24 protein-coding genes are annotated in these 21,383 nt (G+C 63.6%); 3 read left to right on the top strand and 21 right to left on the bottom strand.

The features are described from left to right. Positions 1 to 36: 36 nt before the first annotated feature. Positions 37 to 1,419: a vWA domain-containing protein gene (locus ACQ4WY_RS08155; protein ID WP_436503567.1), complete on the top strand. Its 1,383-nt coding sequence runs from the start codon at positions 37 to 39 to the stop codon at positions 1,417 to 1,419. A 368-nt stretch (positions 1,420 to 1,787) separates the two neighbouring features. Here the strand turns inward: ACQ4WY_RS08155 and ACQ4WY_RS08150 are convergent, their stop codons facing one another. From ACQ4WY_RS08150 to ACQ4WY_RS08060, 19 genes are all read right to left on the bottom strand, one after another. Beyond that, the gene (locus tag ACQ4WY_RS08150; protein WP_353660420.1) at positions 1,788 to 2,720 is read right to left on the bottom strand and encodes a type II secretion system F family protein; all 933 of its coding nucleotides are present in this window, start codon (positions 2,718 to 2,720) and stop codon (positions 1,788 to 1,790) included. A 21-nt stretch (positions 2,721 to 2,741) separates the two neighbouring features. Next, positions 2,742 to 3,719 carry a type II secretion system F family protein gene (locus tag ACQ4WY_RS08145; protein WP_436503566.1) on the bottom strand — a complete coding sequence of 326 codons (978 nt, stop codon included), beginning with the start codon at positions 3,717 to 3,719 and terminating at the stop codon, positions 2,742 to 2,744. 10 nt (positions 3,720 to 3,729) lie between these two features. Further along, on the bottom strand, positions 3,730 to 5,115 hold the full coding sequence (locus ACQ4WY_RS08140; RefSeq protein ID WP_436503565.1) for a TadA family conjugal transfer-associated ATPase: 1,386 nt from the start codon (positions 5,113 to 5,115) through the stop codon (positions 3,730 to 3,732). Beyond that, positions 5,112 to 6,302, bottom strand: coding sequence for a CpaE/TadZ family protein (locus ACQ4WY_RS08135; RefSeq protein WP_436503564.1), 1,191 nt, complete (start codon positions 6,300 to 6,302; stop codon positions 5,112 to 5,114). The genes ACQ4WY_RS08140 and ACQ4WY_RS08135 overlap by 4 nt, the downstream gene beginning before the upstream one ends. Before the next feature lie 38 nt (positions 6,303 to 6,340). After that, complete coding sequence (locus ACQ4WY_RS08130) at positions 6,341 to 6,631, bottom strand: pilus assembly protein (protein WP_436503563.1); 291 nt, start codon at positions 6,629 to 6,631, stop codon at positions 6,341 to 6,343. A gap of 10 nt (positions 6,632 to 6,641) precedes the next feature. Next, positions 6,642 to 8,423, bottom strand: coding sequence for a type II and III secretion system protein family protein (locus ACQ4WY_RS08125; protein ID WP_436503562.1), 1,782 nt, complete (start codon positions 8,421 to 8,423; stop codon positions 6,642 to 6,644). Positions 8,424 to 8,471: 48 nt separating this feature from the next. After that, positions 8,472 to 9,305 (bottom strand): Flp pilus assembly protein CpaB, encoded by an 834-nt coding sequence (gene cpaB / locus ACQ4WY_RS08120; protein ID WP_353660424.1) that lies wholly within the window; start codon positions 9,303 to 9,305, stop codon positions 8,472 to 8,474. Then, positions 9,302 to 10,648, bottom strand: a complete 1,347-nt coding sequence (locus ACQ4WY_RS08115) for an ATP-binding protein (protein WP_436503561.1) — start codon at positions 10,646 to 10,648, stop codon at positions 9,302 to 9,304. The genes cpaB and ACQ4WY_RS08115 overlap by 4 nt, the downstream gene beginning before the upstream one ends. A 30-nt stretch (positions 10,649 to 10,678) precedes the next feature. Continuing rightward, positions 10,679 to 11,299, bottom strand: coding sequence for a methyltransferase family protein (locus ACQ4WY_RS08110; RefSeq protein ID WP_436503560.1), 621 nt, complete (start codon positions 11,297 to 11,299; stop codon positions 10,679 to 10,681). Between the two features lie 29 nt (positions 11,300 to 11,328). After that, complete coding sequence (locus tag ACQ4WY_RS08105) at positions 11,329 to 11,916, bottom strand: prepilin peptidase (protein WP_353660428.1); 588 nt, start codon at positions 11,914 to 11,916, stop codon at positions 11,329 to 11,331. After that, the gene (locus ACQ4WY_RS08100) at positions 11,913 to 12,992 is read right to left on the bottom strand and encodes a phosphatase PAP2 family protein (RefSeq protein ID WP_436503559.1); all 1,080 of its coding nucleotides are present in this window, start codon (positions 12,990 to 12,992) and stop codon (positions 11,913 to 11,915) included. Before ACQ4WY_RS08100 ends, ACQ4WY_RS08105 begins: the two co-directional genes overlap by 4 nt. Beyond that, positions 12,989 to 13,162 (bottom strand): Flp family type IVb pilin, encoded by a 174-nt coding sequence (locus ACQ4WY_RS08095; RefSeq protein WP_353660430.1) that lies wholly within the window; start codon positions 13,160 to 13,162, stop codon positions 12,989 to 12,991. The genes ACQ4WY_RS08100 and ACQ4WY_RS08095 overlap by 4 nt, the downstream gene beginning before the upstream one ends. Positions 13,163 to 13,275: 113 nt before the next feature. Continuing rightward, positions 13,276 to 13,449: a Flp family type IVb pilin gene (locus ACQ4WY_RS08090; RefSeq protein WP_353660431.1), complete on the bottom strand. Its 174-nt coding sequence runs from the start codon at positions 13,447 to 13,449 to the stop codon at positions 13,276 to 13,278. 74 nt (positions 13,450 to 13,523) lie between these two features. Further along, positions 13,524 to 13,670, bottom strand: a complete 147-nt coding sequence (locus tag ACQ4WY_RS08085) for a hypothetical protein (RefSeq protein WP_353660432.1) — start codon at positions 13,668 to 13,670, stop codon at positions 13,524 to 13,526. Between the two features lie 251 nt (positions 13,671 to 13,921). Beyond that, on the bottom strand, positions 13,922 to 14,617 hold the full coding sequence (locus ACQ4WY_RS08080; RefSeq protein ID WP_436503558.1) for a response regulator: 696 nt from the start codon (positions 14,615 to 14,617) through the stop codon (positions 13,922 to 13,924). Continuing rightward, positions 14,614 to 16,281, bottom strand: coding sequence for a sensor histidine kinase (locus tag ACQ4WY_RS08075; protein WP_436503556.1), 1,668 nt, complete (start codon positions 16,279 to 16,281; stop codon positions 14,614 to 14,616). Before ACQ4WY_RS08075 ends, ACQ4WY_RS08080 begins: the two co-directional genes overlap by 4 nt. 150 nt (positions 16,282 to 16,431) lie before the next feature. Beyond that, the gene (locus tag ACQ4WY_RS08070) at positions 16,432 to 17,403 is read right to left on the bottom strand and encodes a diguanylate cyclase (RefSeq protein WP_436503554.1); all 972 of its coding nucleotides are present in this window, start codon (positions 17,401 to 17,403) and stop codon (positions 16,432 to 16,434) included. Positions 17,404 to 17,408: 5 nt separating this feature from the next. Further along, the gene (locus ACQ4WY_RS08065; protein WP_353660436.1) at positions 17,409 to 18,035 is read right to left on the bottom strand and encodes a chemotaxis protein CheC; all 627 of its coding nucleotides are present in this window, start codon (positions 18,033 to 18,035) and stop codon (positions 17,409 to 17,411) included. Positions 18,036 to 18,037: 2 nt separating this feature from the next. After that, a complete protein-coding gene (locus ACQ4WY_RS08060) occupies positions 18,038 to 18,406 on the bottom strand; it encodes a response regulator (RefSeq protein WP_152250232.1) in 369 nt (122 codons plus the stop codon). Between the two features lie 206 nt (positions 18,407 to 18,612). Between ACQ4WY_RS08060 and rpiA the strand changes: the two genes are divergently transcribed. Next, positions 18,613 to 19,290: a ribose-5-phosphate isomerase RpiA gene (gene rpiA, locus ACQ4WY_RS08055; protein ID WP_353660438.1), complete on the top strand. Its 678-nt coding sequence runs from the start codon at positions 18,613 to 18,615 to the stop codon at positions 19,288 to 19,290. 34 nt (positions 19,291 to 19,324) lie between these two features. On the opposite strand, the gene ACQ4WY_RS08050 is transcribed toward rpiA, so the two are convergent. Both ACQ4WY_RS08050 and ACQ4WY_RS08045 read right to left on the bottom strand, forming a co-directional pair. Continuing rightward, entirely contained in the window at positions 19,325 to 19,849 is a 525-nt protein-coding gene (locus tag ACQ4WY_RS08050; protein WP_436503553.1) for a DUF6622 family protein, read from the bottom strand. A gap of 167 nt (positions 19,850 to 20,016) precedes the next feature. Next, positions 20,017 to 20,289, bottom strand: coding sequence for an oxidative damage protection protein (locus ACQ4WY_RS08045; protein WP_034750797.1), 273 nt, complete (start codon positions 20,287 to 20,289; stop codon positions 20,017 to 20,019). Between the two features lie 219 nt (positions 20,290 to 20,508). Between ACQ4WY_RS08045 and kdsA the strand changes: the two genes are divergently transcribed. Then, positions 20,509 to 21,354 carry a 3-deoxy-8-phosphooctulonate synthase gene (kdsA, locus tag ACQ4WY_RS08040; RefSeq protein ID WP_034750794.1) on the top strand — a complete coding sequence of 282 codons (846 nt, stop codon included), beginning with the start codon at positions 20,509 to 20,511 and terminating at the stop codon, positions 21,352 to 21,354. Positions 21,355 to 21,383: the final 29 nt, after the last annotated feature.

Here is a 21,383-nt window from a genome sequence, read left to right as displayed (position 1 = left end):
TTGCGCAGGCGCACGTGCAGGCGCCGGGAGAACAACATGAAAAGCATACGCAGGCAGACTGGAAAACAAAAGGGGCAAGTGCTGATCGTCATCGGCCTGTCGATGGTGGTGCTGATTGGCTCAGTAGGGCTGGCCATCGATTCCGGCCTGGGCTTCATCATCCGCTCCAAGCTCAATGCGGCCGTCGATGCGGCCAGCATCGCCGCCGCGCGCGCCGTCACGCAAGGCGTGGGCGAAGCGGCGCAGCGAGCCAGCGCCCAGGCGGCGGCGCAAAAGTTTTTTGCCGCGAATTTCCCCACTGGCTACCTGGGTGCCACGCCCACCTTCAATGATCCCACCGTGACCTTTGACGCTGGCAAGGTGACGATCGATGCTGCGGCCACGGCCGCCGTGCCCGTGACCCTGATGCGCGTGCTGGGGTTCAATTTGCTGACGGTCAGCGCCGCGGCGCAAACTATACGCAAGGACCTGGACCTGGCCTTCGTGATGGATACCTCGGGCTCGCTGGCGCCCGTCGGCTCCACCGTCATCAGCAGCGCGCAGCTGTTTCTCAGCAAATTCAATCCGGCGCTGGACCGCATGGCCCTGATCCATTTTTCCTACGGCGCCGAAGTCGATACGCCGATCAGCAAGGTGGCGCGCGGTTTCGACCAGGCGGGCATGAAGACCACCATTGGCAACTTTTCGTTTGACGGCTTGACGAATTCGGCCGAAGGCATGTGGAATGGCCGCGACCAGCTCAACAGCATTGCCCTTGCCAACCGCTCCAGCCTGCGCGTCATCGTGTTTTTTTCCGATGGCTCGCCGAATACCATTTCCTCCGTCTTCAAGTTCAAGAAGCCGGCCGACTGCACCACGCCTGGATCGCTGGTGACGGGCGACGGCACCAGCACCGGCACGCCGGCCGGCCTGTGGCGGATCGACAAGCAAGGCACGACGACGGCCGGCAAGTGCAACCAGGATACGAACATCGTCAAGAACCTCGATGCGGCCGCCTTGCCGCAGTGGTATAACGCGCACAATCCGACCAACCTGCCGGCCTTGCAGGAGTTCCCCATCATCACGGCCACGCCGCGTTCGGTCACCAACGACACGAGCAGCAATTCAGCCACCTGGATCAATGTCAACCGGGCTTCGCGCAACCTGCTCGAAGCGGTCGCCGCCAAGGCCCGCAGCGAGGGCACGTACGTGTTCACCCTCGGCCTGGGCAGCGAGTTGACGGCGGCAAATGGCCCTGCGCCCAGCGACAAGGGCGAAGATATCCTCAAATGCATGGCCAACACGCCCGATGCCCTGTCGCGCTGCGTGAATGCGGGCGCCGGCCAACCCGTCGGCATTTATTGCCACGCCGCTAACTCCAACGAGTTGAAACCCTGCTTCGAGAAACTCGCCTCGGCCATTTTGCGCATCAGCATGTAGGGCAGGCAAGGCAGGAGAAGGGCCGGACATCGCGTCCGGCCTTTTTTATGCCCTTGCATGGTGGCGCGCAGCAAGCCGCGATGGCATGTGCCCCAGCTTGTCGCGCCCGCGAGCCTGATCCACGCAGATGGTTGCGTTTGCCGCGGCTGCGCCGCTACGTTCCTCTAGGGCTGGGCAAGCAGGACAGGCAGCGGGCGTCGGCACGCCAACGAGAGTAAAGGGGGCGGGGGAAGCTGCAACGGTAGCAATCAATGGCAGGCAGGAAGATGGTGGGACGAAGGCGCGGTGGCCTGGTGAGGCAGGGGCTGGCTGGATTGGATGCATGGCTCCCGGCAGCGGTGAGCGCCGGGAGCGGGCTGGTCGCCGTGTCAATTGCCGCCAGCCATGCCGGGCAGCAGCACGCGGTAGATTTGCAGGAAGGCTGGTCCCATGAGCACCACCAGCAGGGAAGGGAAGATGAAGAAGATCAGCGGAAACAGCAGCTTCAGGGCAATTTTCGCCGCCTGCTCTTCTGCCAGCTGGCGCCGCTTGGTGCGCAACTGCTCCGATTGCACGCGCAGGGAGGCGGCGATGCTGGTGCCGAAGCGTTCGGCCTGGATCAGCATGGCAACGAGGGCATCGACATCCTCTACGCCCGTGCGCAGGGCCAGGTTGCGCAAGGCCCGTTCCTTGGAGTTGCCGGCGCGCAGTTCCAGCGTCAGCAGGTGCAGTTCCTCGGCCAGCACGGCGCTTTTCAGCGTGATTTCGGAGGCCACCCGCGCCAGCGCCGCATCCATGGCCAGGCCCGCTTCCACGCAGACCGTCATCAGATCCAGCGCATCGGGAAAACTTTCAAAAATGTCGCGCTGGCGCACGCGGATGCGGCGGTTCAGCCAGCCGTTCGGCAGGTAGTAGCCGAAACCGGCGGCCAGAAGCAGCCACAGCAGTAATGCCGTGCCGCTGTAATGCACGCCAGCGATGCTCAGGCCCAGGAACAGCAGCACGGGCAGGCCCACGGCGAGGGCCGTCTTGGCGCCAAAATACAGCAGCGGCGCGGAGGGATGGCGCAGGCCCGCATGCATGAAACGCAGGCGTATTTTCGAAGTCTCCCAGCCTTCTTCTGGCAGGGACAGGCGGGCCAGCGGTCTGCTCAGCTTGACGAAATGCGTCAGCCAGTGGCGGGCGCCGCCCGTCCCGGCCGCGCCCACGCTGTCGAGGCGCTGGCGCAGCGGGTCGGGTACGGCCAGCAGCAGCACGAACATGGCACCGGCGAAGACGGCGATGAACAGCAAGCCGAGAAAGCCCATTTGCATGGTAGTCATGATGTCGTTCCCCTCAAAAAATCACACCCGGATATGGATGATCTTGCGCATGATGATGACGCCGAGCAGCATCAGCAACATGGCGCCGCCCAGCATTTTCTGTCCGCCGGGATCGCGGTACAGCAGCTCCAGGAAGGTGGGGTTGGTCAGCTGGATCATGGCCGCGGCGCCGAACGGCAACAGCGCCAGGATCCACGCCGACAGGCGCGCCTCGGCTGACAGCACGCGTACCTGCCCCAGCAGCTTGATGCGTTCGCGGATGATATGGCTGATGCTGTCGAGTAATTCCGACAGGTTGCCGCCCGTCTCGCGCTGGATCAGTACGGCGATGACGAAATAGCGCACGTCCGTGCTGGGCACGCGCGTGGCCAGGTTCATCAGCGCGTCCGGCATGGCGATGCCGAAGTTGACTTCGTCGAAGGCGATGCGAAATTCGTCGGCCAGCGGTGCGTTCATTTCCTCGCCGACCATTTTCAGGGCCGTGGGAAAGGCATGGCCGGCGCGCAGGGCGCGGCTCATGAGTTCCAGCGCGTCCGGCAATTGCTGGCCGATGCGCTGCAGGCGGCGCGCCTTGGCGCGCTCGATGTAGTAAAAGGGCAGCAGCGCGCAGGCGGCCGCTACCAGCAGGCGCAGCAGCCAGGGCAGGTCGATCAGGCTGGCGCCAACCAGGCCGACGAGGAAGGCCAGCAACACCAGCATGGCCCACTGCGCCACGCTCCACATCAACCCTGACTGTTCCAGCAGGCGGTCGAGTGCATGCACGCGCGGCACTTCCAATAATAATTTCTGCAGCGCCGGCGTTTCACTGAGCAGGCGCTGCTTGATCATCGAAGTGCTCTGCTCGCCCGCGTGGGCGCCGGCCGACATCACGCGCAGGCGCCGCGCCACCCGTTCCGATTCCGGCCCGCGCACATTGTTCCAGCTCTGGTACAGGCCCGTGACGAGCAGTACCACGGCGATGAAGATCAGGGCCCCGAAGACGTAATAACTGTAGTCCATGGCGCGCTCCTCAATGGTATTGGCGGTTGGGATCGAACAGGCTTTCCGGCACGACGACGCCGAAGGCGCGCAGGCGGTCGAGGAAGCGGGGACGCACGCCGCTGGCCTGGAAATGGCCGCTGACGGCACCGTCCTGGGCCACGCCCGTCTGGCGGAAGGTGAAGATTTCCTGCATGGTGATCATCTCGCCTTCCATGCCCGTGATTTCCTGGATCGACACCACCTTGCGCTTGCCATCCGTCAGGCGCGCCACCTGCACCACCACGCCGATGGCTGCGCTGATCTGCTGGCGCATGGCCTTGCCCGGCAACATGGAGGCGGCCATGCTGATCATGTTTTCCAGCCGCGTCAGGGCGTCGCGCGGCGTATTGGCGTGGATGGTGGCCATCGAGCCCTCATGGCCCGTATTCATTGCCTGCAGCATGTCGAGCGCTTCGGCACCGCGCACCTCGCCTAGGATGATGCGGTCGGGCCGCATGCGCAGGGCATTGCGCACCAGCGCGCGCTGTGTCACTTCGCCCTTGCCTTCGATGTTCGGGGGCCGCGTTTCCAGGCGTACCACGTGCGGTTGCTGCATTTGCAGTTCCGCCGCATCCTCGATGGTGACGATGCGCTCGGTGCCGCTGATGAAGCCCGATATCGCGTTCAGCATGGTGGTCTTGCCGCTGCCCGTGCCGCCCGAGATCAGGATATTGATCTTGGCCTTGCCCAGGCCCTGCAGGATTTGCGCCATTTCGACCGTCAGGCTGTGATGTTCGACCAGGTCGGAAAGCCGCAGCGGCTGGGCCGAAAAGCGCCGTATCGACATCACGGGTCCGTCGATGGCCAGCGGCGGGATGATGGCGTTGACGCGCGAACCGTCGGGCAGGCGGGCATCGACCATGGGGCTCGATTCATCGATGCGCCGCCCCACGCGCGAGACGATCTTGTCGATGATCTTCATCAGGTGCGCATCGTCGGTGAAGCGGACGTTGCTCAGCTCGAGCTGGCCATGGCGTTCGACATACACCTGGCGGTGCGTGTTGACGAGGATGTCCGATACCGTCGGGTCGTTCAGCAGTGGTTCGAGCGGGCCGAAGCCCAGTACCTCGTCCTGGATGTCGCGCACCAGGGTACGCCGTTCCAGGTCGTTGATGACGACGCTGTCTTCGTCCAGCAAGCGCCCCACCAGGACCTTCAGGTCGTCGCGTATCTGCTCCTGGGACAGGCGCTGCATGCCTTCCAGGTCGATGCGGTCGAGCAGGGACTGGTGCACGTGCTGCTTGAGTTCCTGGTAGGCGGGATTGTCGATGCTGCCGCCGCGCACGGCACCGAAGGCCGTATTGCTGTTCGCGCCCGGGGCGCTGCCGAGGCGTTCGCGCAGGCTGGGGCTGGCGCCATTGATGTCGATGCTCATGCTGTTTCCCCTCGAAGATGGATGGGCCGGCTACGCTGGAACAGGCGTGAAAACAGGCCGGGCGTGCTGGCCGCGCGCGTGCCGCCCAACTTGTGCGCGCACTCCTGCAGTGATTTTGCCAGCGCACTGCCGGGCGCCAGCTTCAGCACGGGCACGCCCTGGTTGACCGAGGCTGCCGCCACCGCGTAGTGATTCGGCATGGCATGGAAGATGCGCTGGCCATAGGCCGCCTCCAGGTCGCGTCCGCGGATTTCATCGGCGCCTGCATGGCGGTTCAGGATCAGGTGGATCTTGCCGGCCGGGTATTCCAGCGACTGGAACACCTGCAGCAGCCGCTTGCCATCGCGGATGTAGGGCAGGGTTGCCTGCACCACGGGACAGATCATGTCGGCGTGATCGAGCGCGCGCACGCTGATGGCATCGAGGCCGCGGCCCGTGTCGAGCACGATGAAGTCATATTCGTGGCGCGCCAGATGCAGCAACTGGTCGATGTGCTCGGGCTTGATGTCGCTTGCGTGGCCCGGATCTTCGGGAGCGGCCAGGATGCTGAAGTTCGGCGTCACCTGCACCATGCTGGCGGCGAGGAAGGAGGGATCGAGGCGGTGGATCTGCTGCGCCACGTGTGACAGCGTGGCGGCCGGCTTCTGATCCGAGACAAACAGCGCCGCATCGCCAAACTGCAGGTTCAGGTCGAACAGCGCCACGCGCTGGTTGGCCTGCGCCAGCGCATACGCCAGGTTGGCAGCGAGGAAGGTCGCGCCGCTGCCGCCCTTGCACGAAACGAAGGCGATGATCTTGCCATCGCGCCGCACGTGGCGCGCGCTCTTGTCCTCGATGCGTTGCAGCGCTGTATTCAGGGCCACACCGTGGTCGGCTTGCGGCAGCACTTCGCGTACCCCCGCGCGCATGGCTTGCAGCAGGAAGTCGCTGCCCTGGTGCTGGCACTGCAAGATGATGGCCATGGCGGGCTGGCGGCTGGCCAGGCGTTCGATGCGCACCAGGTCGGCATCGTCGATGACGGGTTGCGCCAGCAACAGCACGTCTGGCGCGGCCATTTCAGCCGTGCCGGCCAGCCGTTCCAGGCTGCCGACGGCGCTGTCGATATCGTCGCCCGCGTGGCGCTCGCGCAACAGCGCCGTCATCGCGGCCAGTTGTTTTTCGTTACTGGAGATAATGAAGATTTTCACGGCAAGCTCCGGCAGTGGCTGGGTGGATGGGGGACGGGTCAGCGTTTGCTTACGCCGATCGTCAACACGTCGGGAATCGGATCGGGCGCGCTGTAGGATTTCTGGTACAGCTTGTAGCCGCTGACGGCGGCCTTGCCATCGAGGCCCAGCACGGGATCGCGGTTGTAGACGGCGTCCGGATACAGGATTTGCTGCTGCTTGAGCAAGGTCACCGACTCGCCGAAATGGCTGTCGAGTATGGGGGTGGTGGTGGCGGCACAGCCGGCCAGCGCGCTGATCGCCGCAGCGCACAGCAGGCAGCGGGGCAGGGTGGTTGCGAAGGTTTTCATGAAGATGCTCCTATTTGAGATCATCGATAATGCTGGCCGATGACGTGGCCACATCGGCTTTCGGCACGGCGCGGTATAGCGGCAGGTCATTGCTGGTCACCGTGGGCGTGGCGACCGGCATGGCGGGTGGCACGGGCGCGGCCATGGCGGCAGGCGGCGGGGCGGAAGCGGGCGCGGGCAGCGGTGCCGGCTGCGGCATCGGGGCTGGTGCCGGCGCCGCGCCTTCCATCTTGCCTTGCATGAACATGTCGCCACGCGTGGGCTGCACATACGGATCGGTGGGCAGCTTGTAGTCGGGCGGCAGCGGCTTGACCAGGTGCGGCGTGATGATGAAGACCAGTTCCGAGCGGTCCGTCTGGAAGTCCGTGCTGCGGAACAGGGCGCCCAGCACGGGCACTTCGCCCAAGCCCGGCAAGGCCTTGATATTGCTGGTCACATTATTCTTGATCAAGCCGCCGATGGCGAAGCTCTGGCCATCGAACAGTTGCACCGTGGTAGTGGCGCGCCGCGTTGTAAACGAGGGCAGGATGGCGGTCGTCGAAATGCCGGTGGCCGTGATGCCGATGCCTTCCTTGTTCAGGTCGGACACTTCCGGCGACACTTTCAGGTTGATGCGCCCCCCTTCGAGCACGGTGGGGGTGAATTTGACGGCCACGCCAAACTCTTTTTCTTCCAGCGTGATGGTGGGCGTGCCGCCATTGTTGGTCTGGCTGACGGGGATGAAGATCTTGCCGCCAGCGAGGAAACTGGCTTCCTGGCCACTGATGGCCATGATGTTCGGTTCGGCCAGTACCTTGATCAAGCCATCGCGCTTCTGCGCATCGAGACCCAGGAAATTGCCATTGCGGCTATTGCTGGCGCTGATGCCGCTGGGATTGTTGCTGAGCAAGTTCGACAGCAGCGAATAGGTCCAGCCGCCGATGGTCTTGCTCAAGCCCAGGTTGGCGCCCAGCTGGTCGACCAGGGTTTTCGACACTTCCGCCACTTTGACTTCCAGCATCACCTGCTGTGGCGCGGCGATCGCCATCAGGTTGATCACGCGCGGCGAGGCAGACGGTCCGCCGGAAGGGTCGGGTGCGGCGCCGGCGACGGCAGGTGGCGCACCGGCCGCTGCGGCGCCCGCGGCGGGGCGCGAACCGCGCTGTGCATAGGCGTTGGCCAGCGACATCGCCTGGTCGGCCTTGACGGTGTCGCTGACGACGCCCGACAGTATCAGGGTGTCGCCGGCCACCGTCACGCGCAGCTCTTTTTCATTCGGCAGCAGTTCGGCCAGGCGCGCCTGCAGCAGGCTGGCGTCGATGCTGACGGACAGGTCGATGATGCTCGCTTCATTATTGCGGTTCCACACGATCAGGTTGGTCGTGCCCACGGATTTGCCCAGCAGATAAACATCGGTGGTATTGAGCAGGATCACGTCGGCAATGCGCGGATCGCCCACCGAGACGCGGGCAACGGGAAACGGCAGGTGCATCAGCGTGGACTTGCCTTCGGCCAGGGCCATGTTGCGGCTCACGTCGGCCCGCCCGCCCGCCGTATCGAGCATGGCTTGCTGCGCCACCGGTTTCATGCGCGGCGTGCGGTGCACGACCTTGGGCGGCGGCGTGGTGGCCGCAGCCGCAGCCGACGCCGGGGCCGGGGTGCCAGGCGGCGTGGTCGACAGGCCCGGCGACGTGGCAGGCGCGCCCGCTTCGCCATGGGCGGCCGGGATCAGGGCGCCGATGGCGGCGATGGCGAGTGCCATGCGCAGGATGCGGCCTCCGTTTGCTGTGCTCAGTTTGCTCATGGTGCTCATGGCATGCTCCTCGTGGTGCGGATCGGATGACGATCAGCGTGGCGTTGTTCAGAATTGTTGGGAGCTGCGTTCCAGCCCCTTGATGACATCGACTTGCGGCCCGGTTGGCCCTTGCACCACGTGGCGGCGCACGACCGGCCGGGGGGCGGGGGTGGCCACCTGGGCGGCGACCTTGGCATCCAGCAGGCTGGTCTTGGTGGCGCCGTCCGTGTTGACGGGCTTGTCTTCGATCTGGTTGCGCAGCACCAGCGACAGGGTGCCCACGCTGCGCGCCAGGTCGAGTTTTTCCGTCTGGTCGGGCGTCAGTTCCAGGGTCACGGCATTGACCACCTTGGGCTTGGTGTCGTCTCGGTTCGATTCTTGCGCGATGGCCAGCACGAGTATGCGTTCGAGCACGATTTTTGAAATGCTGGGGTCGCGTCCGGAGCCCGTCTTGGCCGCATCATCCTGCGTGTTGACGAGAATGTCGACGTAGTTGCCTGGCAGGGCGAAGCCGGCCACGCCGACCACGTCATTGACCCGCACCGTCATGGCGCGCTTGCCTTCGCCCACCACGGCCGACAGGCCGCCCTGGGTGCCGGGGGGCGCCAGCTTGCTTTCCATGATCGGTTCGCCATGCTGGATGCTGGTGCGCGTGACGCGCGCATCGAGCAGTTTCGGGTCGTTGATGGCGCCCGGCGGTAGCGCGCTGCTGGGCCAGTCGACCATGCGCACCATTTCCGGCGCGATGCGCGCGCCCAGGCTGATGTCGATCAGGGCGACAGCGACCTTGTTGGTATTGCCCGAAGCCTGGGCATTGATCCAGCGTGCGGCCACGATGACCGCCACGAACGCCAGGATGACCGCGAAGGCCATCATCGTCAGAGCGCGTGCGTTTCTCATTTTGATACTCCTTTATGCAGGACCGCAGCCGGTCCGTTCTGTATGCCGGCGGAGCCGTCGGCGGCGCCGAAATAATTGTTCCAGGCCCAGTGCAGCGCGTCGGCTTCGAGCCGTGGCGGTCGGCCTTCATAGCGCGCCATGTCGTACAGCTGGGCCAGGATGTCGCGTGGATAGCAGGCCAGCAGGGGTCGCGCGTGCTGGTCGTGCAGCTGCAGCAGGCAGTGGTAGGCGGCATGGTTGAAGGTCATGCTGAATTGTTCGCAGACGTGGCGGAACACGGCTTCGTAGTGGTAGCCGCTCAATTGGCCGATATGGATCTTGTAGCCGATGCGGCGCAGGAAGGAGTCGTCGGCCAGCTGCTGCGGCGCCAGGTTCGAGGAGAAGACCACGATGACGTCGAAGGGCACGGGAAATTTGTAGCCCGTGTGCAGCGACATGTAATCGACGCGGCGCGCCATCGGCACGATCCAGCGGTTCATCAGTTCCACGGGCGAGCAGCGCTGGCGGCCCAGGTCATCGATGATGAAGATGCCGTTGTTCGCCTTCAGGTGCGGTGGCGCCTGGTACAGGCGGGCACCGGGATCGAATTGCAGGTCGAGCATGTCGAGCGTCAGTTCGCCGCCCGTCAGCACGGTGGGGCGCCAGGCGCGCACCCAGCGCGGGTCGGCCGGCGGCGCCACGTCGGCGGCCAGTGTGTGCAGCATGGGATCGAGGAAGGGCAGCACCTCGCCATCGACCATCACTGCGTGCGGCAGGGCGATGGTACCGCTGAGCAAACCGTGCAGGCGTTCGGCCAGATACGTCTTGCCGCTGCCGGCGGGGCCGTGCAGGAACAGGGCGCGGCCTGAATTCATGGCCGCACCCAGCTGGTCGAGCACCGATGTGCAAGCCACCACGTCGTGAAACTGTTGCATCATGGTTTCCCGCGTGACGTGCATGTGCGCCACGCTTTGGGCCAGTACCTGCGCGCTGTAGTGGGCCAGGGTGACAGGCGCAGGACCGCTGTAGGCATTGCGCCGCAAATAGTCGGCGGCGCGCAGGCGGCCCTGGTCGCCCAGGTGATAGTGCTGGTCGGCGTCCGTGCCGCTGTAGCCGTTGCGCTGCACTTCGCAGAGTTTTTCGGCGCGCATGAAGGCCAGCAGCGGTTCGAGCACGCCGGCGCCCAGTTTCACATGGGATGACAGGGCCGGCAAACCGATCTGGCCGCGCAGGAACATGACCTTCACCAGCAGTTCCACCAGGAACAGGAAGGGCAAACCCGTTTCGGCCACGTTGCGCGGTGCGCGCTGCATGGCCGGCATGATGCTGCCGTCGGCAGGCGCTTCTGGGTAGGTATCGGGCATGATGATCGCTCCTTTTGCCGGATGGTGAGGTCAGAAGATGAAGGGCAGCAGCCGATATTTCACTTGCCGCATGTACACGCGGTAGCGTACGTCGGTGGACAGGAAGCGTTCTTCGCGCAGCAGGCGCAGCACCAGCAGCAGCATGGCGGCCGCATAGACGGCCGTGTTGCCGGGCGATGCATTGCTGAGCAGATATGCCGTCGACGACACCACATAGCTGGCGTACACGGGATGGCGCACGAAGCGGTACATGCCGTGCGTCTTGATGTTGCGCTGCGCCACCACCAGGCCGAAGCTGCGGTTCAGCGACAGCAGGCCAGCGATCTGCAGGACACAGCCGAATACCAGCAGGTAGCGCGCAGCGGGCCATATGGTCATCTCGGATGGCGAAAAAAAGAATGGCGCGAAGGTGGCGCCGATGGCCAGCAGCCAGTCGCCCGCATCGGTCGAGACACTGACGGGCGCGGTGCGCACGATGAACAGCAGGGCCGAGACGGTTTCGGCGCCGCAGAACAGCAGGTAGCTCCAGTCGCCGCTGTGCTGGTAGGCCAGCACATGGGACCAGGCAAATATGCTCCACAAGCACGCCATGAAGATGCTGCAAGCCTGGCTGGCGCGGCGCGAACTGAACAGAGTGTCGATGTTTTCCATGGTCGTAGTCCTGGTTGGGGGCGCGCCGTTCAGCGCAAACTCCACAGTTGCGTGTAATGGAGGAAAAGTTGTAATCCCGTGCCGCTGGCGATGGCGAAGGCATACGCCAGCCTGCCGCTGGCGGCCGGCGGTTCGGCGATGCTGGCAACGCCTCCGGCAAGGCTGTGCAGCAAGGCGCCCAGCAGCATGTCGTAGGTATTTTTCAGGACCAGGCGCAGTCGCCGCCCTGCCAGCGCGGCGGCCAGCGCCAGCACGCCGCCGGCCAGGAAGGTCAGCAGTACCGCCTCGAGCACGCCTTGCGGCCCCAGAAAGGCGCCGCACATGGCCATCAGCTTGACGTCGCCGGCGCCCAGGGCGCGCAGCAGATACATGGGCAGCAGCAGGGCCAGTCCGGCACCGGCGCCGGCCAGTGCCGGCAGCAGGCCCAGGCCGCCGAAGGTGGGGTCGAACAGGCCGCTGCCTGCAGGCATGGCAGCGTTCAGCAGCAGCCCAAGCAGCGTGCCGCACAGCACCAGGCGGTTGGGGATGCGGCGGCTGCGCAGGTCGTGCCACAGGGCGGCGGCCAGCAGGCCGGCCAGAGTGGCCAGGCACAGCAGCATGCCAAGATGGGCGTTCATGGCGTCAGCCCTTTCTTGTTGAGGCAGGGCGCGATGTCCAACTGCGGGCTGGCTGCTGCGGCGCTGCGGCGCAGGGCCAGGCCCACCGCTTGCCAGATCACGATGGCCCCTGCCGTCCCCACGTAACCGTCCAGCGCGTAGTGCCAGCCCAGGTGGACCGAGCCGAGCATGATCAGCACGGCAAAGGCGGCCAGGGCGATGCCGGCGGCGCGGCGGATGGGCCAGGCGACCAGGGCCATCAGTACGGAGGTGGCAACGTGCATGCTGGGCATGGCGGAAATGCCCAGTTCGCCAACGGTGCCGCCGCTCTGGTAGCCCTGCCACAGCATGTCCTGCACCTTCAGGGCCCAGACGGGAATGCGATGGTTGCTTTCCTGCAGGTAGGCCATCAGCGGCGCATACGGATCGTTGGCATGCAAGTGGCCGTAATAGCAGGGTCCGGCGGAGGAAAACAGCATGGCTACCACGCTGCCCAGAACGATCCACGCGATGGTAAAGCTGAGCAGGAACTGCATGCGCAGCAGGCGGTGCCGGGTATCGAGGATGAGCCAGTACAGCAGCGCGTAAAACAGCAGGAACCAGAAGTGATATGCGACGTTCAGCAGGCCCGTCAGCAGGGGATGGCCCAGCAGAGGCTGCAGCCAAGCCCACGGCGCCGTGCCACCATGCAGGGCGATGTCGATGGCCGACAGGCGGACATCCCAGTCAAACGGGTGCAGGCGGGGAATGGCGGCTTTGAACGTGGTAAAGCTGAGGGCGAACAGGGGCACGAGCAGCAGCGCAGGCAGCGCATGCAGCAGGCGCTCGCGGTGCAGGTGGCGGCGCAGTTCGTGGTACAGGAAATGGCACAGGCGTGCGGGACGCAGCATGCACATCACGTAGCCTGTCCAGGCGCACAGCAGGAAGACGGGGCCGGTCAGCGCGGCCAGTGCAAAGCTGGCCAGCAGGGGGGCGATCTCGTGGCGTGTCGGCTTGCTGCCGGCCAGCAGCAGGACCATGGCCGTGTAGGCCAGCACCAGCAGCAGCAGCGCACGGTGGTTGTGCAGCGAGGCGCGCAGGCTCGAGGGGATAGTCATGACAGCGCCAGGACGACCTGGTCCTTGATGGTGGTAAACAGCAGGGCCAGGCTGTCACCGGCCAGGGTGACGGCAGCCAGAATGACCACGGCCAGCAGTCCGGCCAGCAGCGCATATTCGAGTGCGGTGACGGCAGTTTCCTCGTACAGGCAGGACAGCAGAGAGTTCACGATGGGCCTCGCAGTCGATGGATGGCAATGCGGGTGGGTAGTCAAGGCGGCGTGCTGGCTGTGCCGCCTGCTGCACTCCGGACAAGGCGGCAGCCTTGCCCGGAGTGCGGCGCTTAGGCATTGGCGTTGGTCAAGGCCGTACCGATCTTCGTGAACGTGGCTTTCAGTTGCGTGCCCACGATGGTGACGGAGGCGATGATGACGACGGCGATCAAGGCGGCGATCAGGCCATATTCAATCGCGGTCACGCCGTCTTCTTCGCGGATGAAATTTTTGATGAAGTTCATGATGACTCCTAGAGTAAGAGAGAACTGCAGGGAACGACAAAGGTTGGACAACATGGTTGCCGTGAACGGCGGCATCATGGACTTTGCCCCAATGCCAGCAGTCCGATGATGCAGACCACCACCACCAGCGCCGCCATCAGCGCATAGCGGTAAAACGCCGCTTTTTCCTTGCCTTGCAAATACGTGGCCAGGCGTGAGGGGAGGTACTTGTCAAAACGCATGCTGTACTCCGTCTCGGTGGACTGCGACTGGTGGCGGAATGGACACTGGTACGTTCACTATAGAAGGCGACGTATTGATCTACATCAGAAGAATCTCCCGTTTATAGCGGGAGGATTTGCTCGATTTTTTCGTGACAATTGTCCTGCCCGAGGCCGCCACGCGCAGGGCGAGGCCAGCCGCTGGCGGCAGGGCCAAAGCGATGTGGGAGAGGCAGGAAATGGCCCGAGCGACCTGCGCTCAGGCGGGGTGGTCAGGCGGCGGCCGGCAGTTCGCCCAGGCGGTGCTTGGTCGCGTAGGCGTACAGTTCCAGGCGGTTGTAGACGCCCAGCTTGCGGTAGATCGAGGTCAGGTGATTGCGCAAGGTATGTTCGGAGATGAACAATTGGTCGGCCAGCAGCTTGGCAGGCGTGCCGCTGCCATGCACCAGGGCGGCGATGATTTTTCTTTCCTTCGTCGTCAGGCTGGCCACGGCGAGCGCCTGCGCCGAGGCGCCGCCTGGCTGCGTCAGCTGCGTCATCATGCGGCCCAGCATGGCTTGCTCCAGCCACAGCTCGCCATGACTGACCTTTTCGATGGCCTTGAGCACCAGTTCCGGCGGCGCATCCTTGCTGATGATGCCGCGCGCGCCATTCATCATGGCTTGCTCCATGACGGCCTGGTCGTGGCTGCCCGTCAGTACGAGGATGCGCGCGTTGCCGCCTTGTAGCAACTGCGGAATGATGGCCAGCGAGCTGACGCCGCCCAGGTCCAGGTCCAGCACGATCACGCCGGGACAGGTGATGGCGGCCTGGGTCAGCGTGCTGGCACTGTCGCACGCCGTGGCGACCACCTGCATGCCGGAGTGTTCGCCGCCGATCAGCCGTTCCAGGCCCCACAGCATGGTTTTGTGGTCATCCACCAGCATGACGCGGATGGCGGAGTGGGATGGGGGTTGGCGGTCATTCATATCGGAATCTCGATCTGGACGGAGGTGTTGCCCAAGGTGTTGTGCGTGACCCTGGCGCTGCCACCGAGGGCGGCGGCGCGTTCGGCCAGTGAGTCGGGCAGGAAATCGGGCACGTGCGCGGCCGCGCATTCATTGTCGATGCTGATGTGCAGCGACCCTTGCACGCAGGTCAGCTTGACGGCGCCGTGGCGCGCCGACGTATGCTTGCGGATATTGCTCATGCCTTCGTTGACGATCTGGAATACCTCGGCCGCCAGGCGGTCGTTGATATGCAGGTCGCCCTCGATATGCAGGGTGATGTCGATGCCATAGAATTCGTGGATCTGCGTGGCCTGGCGGCGCAGCGCCACCAGCAGTTCCGGCTCGCTTTGCACCTGGCCGTTCTTGAAGGTGCGCGCGTAGCTGCGCAGGTCGGCGATCACCTGGCCCGACATGAGGATCAGTTTTTCCAGTTCCGGCAGCAGGGGATTGCCTGGCAGAGCCTCGTTGCGCAGGGCTGCCAGGCCGTGGCGCAGGCCGATATACGGCTGGATGGCCGTATCGTGCAGGTCACGCGCGATCTTTTCACGCTCGCGCGAGGCTGCTTGCGAGGCGAGACGGTCGAGCAGGTCGATGTTTTCAATGACGGGAAATGCCTGCGCACCGATGTGGCTGAGGAAAAGGGCGTCGGTCTTGCTCAGACTGGTCGTGGAAACGATGTAGAGGCGGCCCGATCCATTGCGCAGAGGCAAGGGGGCGCTGATGAAGGAGTGCGCTTCGAGCAGCTCGGCCAGGCTGGCGCCGGCCGTATCGTCATGCCGTAGCCAGCGCCCGCTGTCGGCGTCCAGCATGCGCACGCCGCCTGTCCACGGCAGCCAGCTGGACAGTGGGTGGTTGTAGAGCACGATCTTGTCGGCTGGGAAGGCCAGCAAGGGGTTGGCCGCCTCATCGCTGAGGATGGCGCTGGTCGTGACCACCTCCATCCCCGTATGCACGGCGCTGCGCAGCGACCAGTCCGGCATCCCCTTGTCCCGCATCGCCAGCAGGCAGCTGCGGGCGTGAAAATAGCTGCGGGTTTTTTCCAGCACCGAGGTGATGGTCTGGTCGACGCCGAAGCGGGGATTCGACAGCTGGCTGACATCGCGCAGCAGCGCCAGGTGGCTGCGCTGCGTGATGGCCGAGCCGCCCCAGTAAGCGATCATGTAGCCCAGTGCCAGCAGGAAGGTGGTGCGCAGCAGCAGGCGCGACAGTTCCGCGTTCGTTTCGCCGAACAGGGCGGTGGCGGCGAACAGGCCGGCCGAAGCCAGGGTGATGCGCGCCCCTTCCTCGAAGCCCCGCTGGAACGACGAGGTCAGGATGGCAAAGAAGAAAAACAGGAAAAACAGGTTGTTGTGGCTGCTGGTGGAAAAGACGATCAGCGCATACCAGGCCACGTCCAGCCAGTACAACAAGATGTCCTGGGGCAGGCTGAAGCCCAGCAGCGCCAGCACGTAGAGCAGCAGGCTGTGCATGGTGTAGGCGGAAAAGATCAGCCAGGTGATCTTGCTCAGTTTGCCGGCGCTTTCGGGATCGATGAACAGGGTCAGCAAGGTGGCGCTGGACAACAGCAGGCGCATGCCATTGACCATGGTCGTATCCAGGCCGGCGCCCGGAAGACGGGATTTGAGGGGCAGGTCGAGGTTCACAAGCACTCCTGGCCGTATCCGCGCAGGAACGGCGCATGCGCTTGAATGGATACCGCAGATAAATTCTTGTTGTTTTTGCTGCAATCACATACGAGTCTACGCATCCGCCGTAAAGTTGTCTACTGGAATTGTGTAGCGGGCGTTGCTTTCCTACAGCGCTTGCACCATGACCCTGTTGCGCCCGGCGCCCTTGGCCAGGTACAGGGCGCGGTCGGCGGCGCCGATCAGGGCGGAGATGGCCAACTGCTGCTGCGGCTGCTGCGTGGCGATGCCGATGCTGACCGTGACGTGCTTGACCTCATTGCCCGTCTTGGCATGCGGAATGCGCAGGTCGGCCGCGTGCTGGCGGATCGCCTCGGCCATGCGCAGCGCCTGTGCCGCATCCGTATCAGGCAGGATGGCGGCAAACTCTTCGCCGCCATAGCGGGCCAGCAGGTCGGTGGGGCGCTGCAGCATGGCGGCCAGCTCGGCCGCCACGCGGATCAGGCAATCATCGCCCTGTTGGTGGCCATAATGGTCGTTGTAATCCTTGAAATGGTCGATATCGATCATCAGCAGCGACAGCGGGCTGCTGATGCGCATGGCGCGCCGCATTTCCTTCTCGATTGCCACGTCGAAGTGGCGACGGTTGGCGATGCCCGTCAAGCCGTCGGAAAAGGTTTGCGAGCGCAAGACCATGGTCTGTTCACGCAGCAGCTTTTCGCGCCCCACGGCGATGGTGACGTCATTGATCTGGATCAGGCAGTGGCGCGGCGAGCCGGGCAGGTTGATCGGCGTAACGGCAACGGCTTGCTGCATGCGTTCCTCGCCGTTGTTGCCGCCCGTGGCCGCGCCATGCGTGTATAGCGGAAACGGCGCCTTGTGCAGGGTTTGCGACAGCAGCGACTGGAAATTGTCGCGCAGGGCCTGGGTGATGGCCGAATCGATGCGCTTGTGCCTCATTTCCGGAAAGACGGCGAAGAAATCGTGGCCCAGCACGGCGTCGGCCTGGCGGGCCGAGTGGCGCGCCATCCAGTGGTTCCACAGCACGATGCGGTGCTGCTCATCAAGCACGATGGCGCCCAGGTTCACGGCACCGAGTATGCTTTCGAGCAGGGCGAGTCGGTGTAAGGCATCTGGCATGATAGTCACGCCTGTCCCAGCACCTTGGCCAGGTAGCGGCTGACCTGTTGTTTCAGGTCGTGCAAGGCGGACAGGTCGAGCACGAATGCCACATAACCATGGATCTGGTGCTTGGACAGCACGAAATCGATATGCAGCATCAGCACGACGGCCTCGTCATCGTGGCCGCCGAACGAGGACAGGATTTCCGCGCTGGTGCCCACGTGGTACAGGGGCAGCGAGCCATGCAGTTCGCTGTCGAACAGGTTGGCCAAAGTCCCGACGCAGGAATTGAGGATGATGTTGCCGATTTCGCTCATCGCCTCCTGTTCCATTTCCGTCAGTTCCTGCAGCGGCATGGCGTCGCCCACCATCAGACGCACGATTTCCAGGCTCTTATCCTCGGGAAACATCAGTATGGCTTCGGTGGCGAAAGCGCCATCGTAATGCTGGCTGACGCCGCAGATGCGTTCGCCATCCTTCTTGCTGCCCAGTAAGGCGGCCGCGTCGGCACGGTTCAGAAAGGTGATCGAGGGCACCGACATGGTGACTTCTTCATTCACGATCTCGCTCATGGCCGCCGCCGCATGGCCCACCCCGATGTTGAATATCTCTACCAGGGCGTCGTTCTCGAGTTCGGAAAGATTGACCATGCTCATAGTCCCAGTGATTCGATCAGCTGGTGGATGCGCGTTTCTGTGATCGGTTTTTCCATGAAGCCCACACCCAGTTCGCTGGCGCGGTTGCGGGTGGCGTTTTGCACATTGGCCGTGACGAGAATGATGTGCGTCTGCGGGCACAGCGTGCGCAATTGTTCTGCCGCCGCCATGCCGCCCATGCCGGGCATGTTGACATCCAGTAGTATCAGCACAGGGTTGACGGTCTTGACTTTTTCCAGGGCTTCCTCTCCCGTCGCCGCCTCGATCACTTGCCAGTCGGCATGTTTGCTGAGGATGAACTGATGCGACATCAAACGTGAAACCCGGCTGTCATCGACAACAAGTACCTGTTTACTGTGATTCATGTGCTATTCCTGAAACGTCATATCGGGCTATCGTCCCATTTTCGCATATTTTAAAGGGCATAGAGTGTAAATGGGTGCGCAATTGCCTTGGGGCAAGGTTTTTCCACTAGTCTGTTGTATCCGCTCGCATCGTGGGTCATGATGGCCGGCTGGCCGGGCTGGCAATCCGTTAAAATAGCGCCATTCCTCACTTTAGCCTGAATGCCATGACCCAAGACGAATTGAAGCAAGCCGTAGCCCGCGCCGCCATAGCCCATGTGGTCGACGGTGAAATCATCGGTGTCGGCACCGGTTCCACCGCCAACTTTTTCATCGATGAGCTGGCCAAGATCAAGGACCGCATCAAGGGGACGGTCGCGTCGTCCGAAGCGACGGCCGCGCGCCTGGCAGGCCATGGCATTCCTGTCTTCGACTTGAACGACGTCGAGTCGATCGCCGTCTACATCGACGGCGCCGATGAAATCACGGCCAGCGGCGCCATGATCAAGGGCGGTGGCGCGGCATTGACGCGTGAAAAGATTGTTGCTTCCGTATCGAAACAGTTCGTCTGCATCGCCGACGGCTCCAAGCTGGTGGAAACCCTGGGCGCCTTCCCGCTGCCGGTGGAAGTGGTGCCGATGGCCCGCGCCGCCGTATCGCGCCAGCTGGCCGCGCTGGGCGGTACGCCCCGCTTGCGCCTGAAGGCTGGCAGCACGGAAGCGTTCATTACCGACAACGGTGGCGAGATCATCGACGTGCTGGGCTTGAAAATTGCCGATCCGGTGGCGCTGGAACAGCAGATCAACCAGATCGTCGGCGTCATCGCCGTCGGCCTGTTCGCGGTGCGCGGCGCCAATGTCTGCCTGCTGGGCATGCCGGAAGGCGTGCGTACCCTGGCGTACTAAGGTGATCGCCGGCTTGCCGGCAACCACACCTCTCTTACACGGCGGCCCCTTGCGGGCCGCTTGTCATTTGCGCCTGGCGGTACACGGCCACGGTGCGCAGCAGGCCACCGAGGAAAATGCCACTGAAGCAACCATAGGCGAGGCAGACAGGCACGCTGAAGCCGGGTGCCTGGGCAGTCGCTGGCGCGATGGCCAGGGTCACGGCGACCGCATATTTCATGCAGAAGATGCTCATCATCAAGATCAACGGTACCCAGCTGCCGGGGCGCTGCACGCTGCTGCGCGCGGGAATGGCGACTATCTTGCATGGATTGGCCAGCCTCCACGCCAGCGCCGCACCGGCCAGTGCGCCGGCTCCCCAGGCGAACGGCGCTACGCCGTCGAAGCCGAAACTGCCATGCACGCCGCTCAGTGACAGCGCCAGCATGACCAGGGGAATGATGCACAGCTTGCGCAAGGTCACTTCACGCGCGCGGCTGGCCAGTACGCCGCGGTAGACGAGAAAGCCCAGGATGACCCAGACGTAGAGGGGAGTGTGGCTGAAGATTTGCTGCAACATGGTGTCCGCCCTGAAATGAAGTTGTCGATGGACGTACTGTGCCAGCCACAGGCAGGGGCGGCGAGCGGACTGCGACGAAACGGGGAAGGTCAGCCGTGAAACGGCGAGGGAGGGCGTGAAACGAGGGTGAAACTGCCCGTGACGTGGTCACGGGCAAGCGATAAAACTTATTCCGTTGGAGGAACGTAACCCATGGCCGCATCGGCGCCATCGCCGAAGAAATGCTTTTCCATCTGCGTGGCCAGGTATTTGCGGGCGCGCGCGTCGGCCAGGTTCAAACGGTTTTCATTGACCAGCATGGTCTGATGCTTGAGCCAGGCGGCCCACGCTTCTTTCGACACCGATTCATAAATCTTCTTGCCCAGTTCGCCCGGGTACGGCGGGAAATCCAATCCTTCGGCTTCCTTGTTGAGTTTGATGCAGTGGATCGTGCGGGCCATCTGTGCTCCTGAATCAGTGTAGAGATAAAGTGTGATTATAAGGCACTTTGCGCCAGCCCTCGCGGGGCCGTCGCGGCCTGGCGACACGCCGTTTGCCGTGCCCTTGTGCTGGATCAAATTTGATCTGCGCCGCCCTAGCTAGTAAGATGCCTTATCGCGCCAGCCGCTGGCTGCGCCTCTGCCAACCAAGTAGTAACAATTAACCAATATGGAATCCCTATGACCTCAGTGAAAGTCCATGGCATCGATGTCAGCAATACAGGCAGCTTCGCGCTGTTTGGCGGCATTAACGTGCTCGAGTCGCGCGATCTCGCCATGCGCGCTTGCGAAGAATATGTGCGCGTGACGCAAAAACTGGGTATTCCATATGTGTTCAAGGCCAGTTTCGACAAGGCCAACCGTTCGTCGATCCATTCCTACCGCGGTCCGGGCCTGGAAGAAGGCATGCGTATCTTCCAGGACGTGAAGGCGGCGTTCGGCGTGCCCGTGATTACCGACGTGCATGAGCCATGGCAGGCGCAGCAGGTGGCCGAAGTGGTCGACGTGCTGCAATTGCCCGCCTTCCTGGCGCGCCAGACGGACCTCGTCGTGGCCCTGGCGAAAACCGGCAAAGTCATCAACATCAAGAAGCCGCAATTCCTCAGCCCTGGCCAGATGGCCAATATCGTCGAAAAATTCAAGGAAGCGGGCAACGATCAACTGATCCTGTGCGACCGCGGCACTTGCCTCGGCTACGACAACCTGGTGGTCGACATGCTGGGCTTTGGCGTGATGAAGAAAACCTGCGACGACCTGCCCATCATCTTTGATGTCACGCATGCGCTGCAGCAACGCGATCCCGGTGGCGCCGCTTCGGGCGGCCGCCGCCAGCAAGTGGCGGACCTGGCCCGCGCCGGTCTGGCCGTCGGCATCGCAGGCCTGTTCCTCGAAGCTCATCCTGATCCCGACAACGCCCGCTGCGACGGCCCCAGCGCCTTGCCGCTGGATCAGCTGGAGCCATTCCTGGCGCAATTGAAGGCGCTCGATGACCTGGTCAAATCGTTTGCGCCGCTGAACATCAAGTAATACTGTTTAAGTAAAGAAAAAGCCCGGCA

Origin of the sequence: Janthinobacterium salmonicoloratum, assembly GCF_051380845.1 — a bacterium.
GTDB classification, from domain to species: Bacteria; Pseudomonadota; Gammaproteobacteria; order Burkholderiales; family Burkholderiaceae_D; genus Janthinobacterium; species Janthinobacterium lividum_F.
The sequence above is the reverse complement of the archived record's forward strand: the minus strand, read 5'-3'. Positions and strand labels throughout refer to the sequence as shown.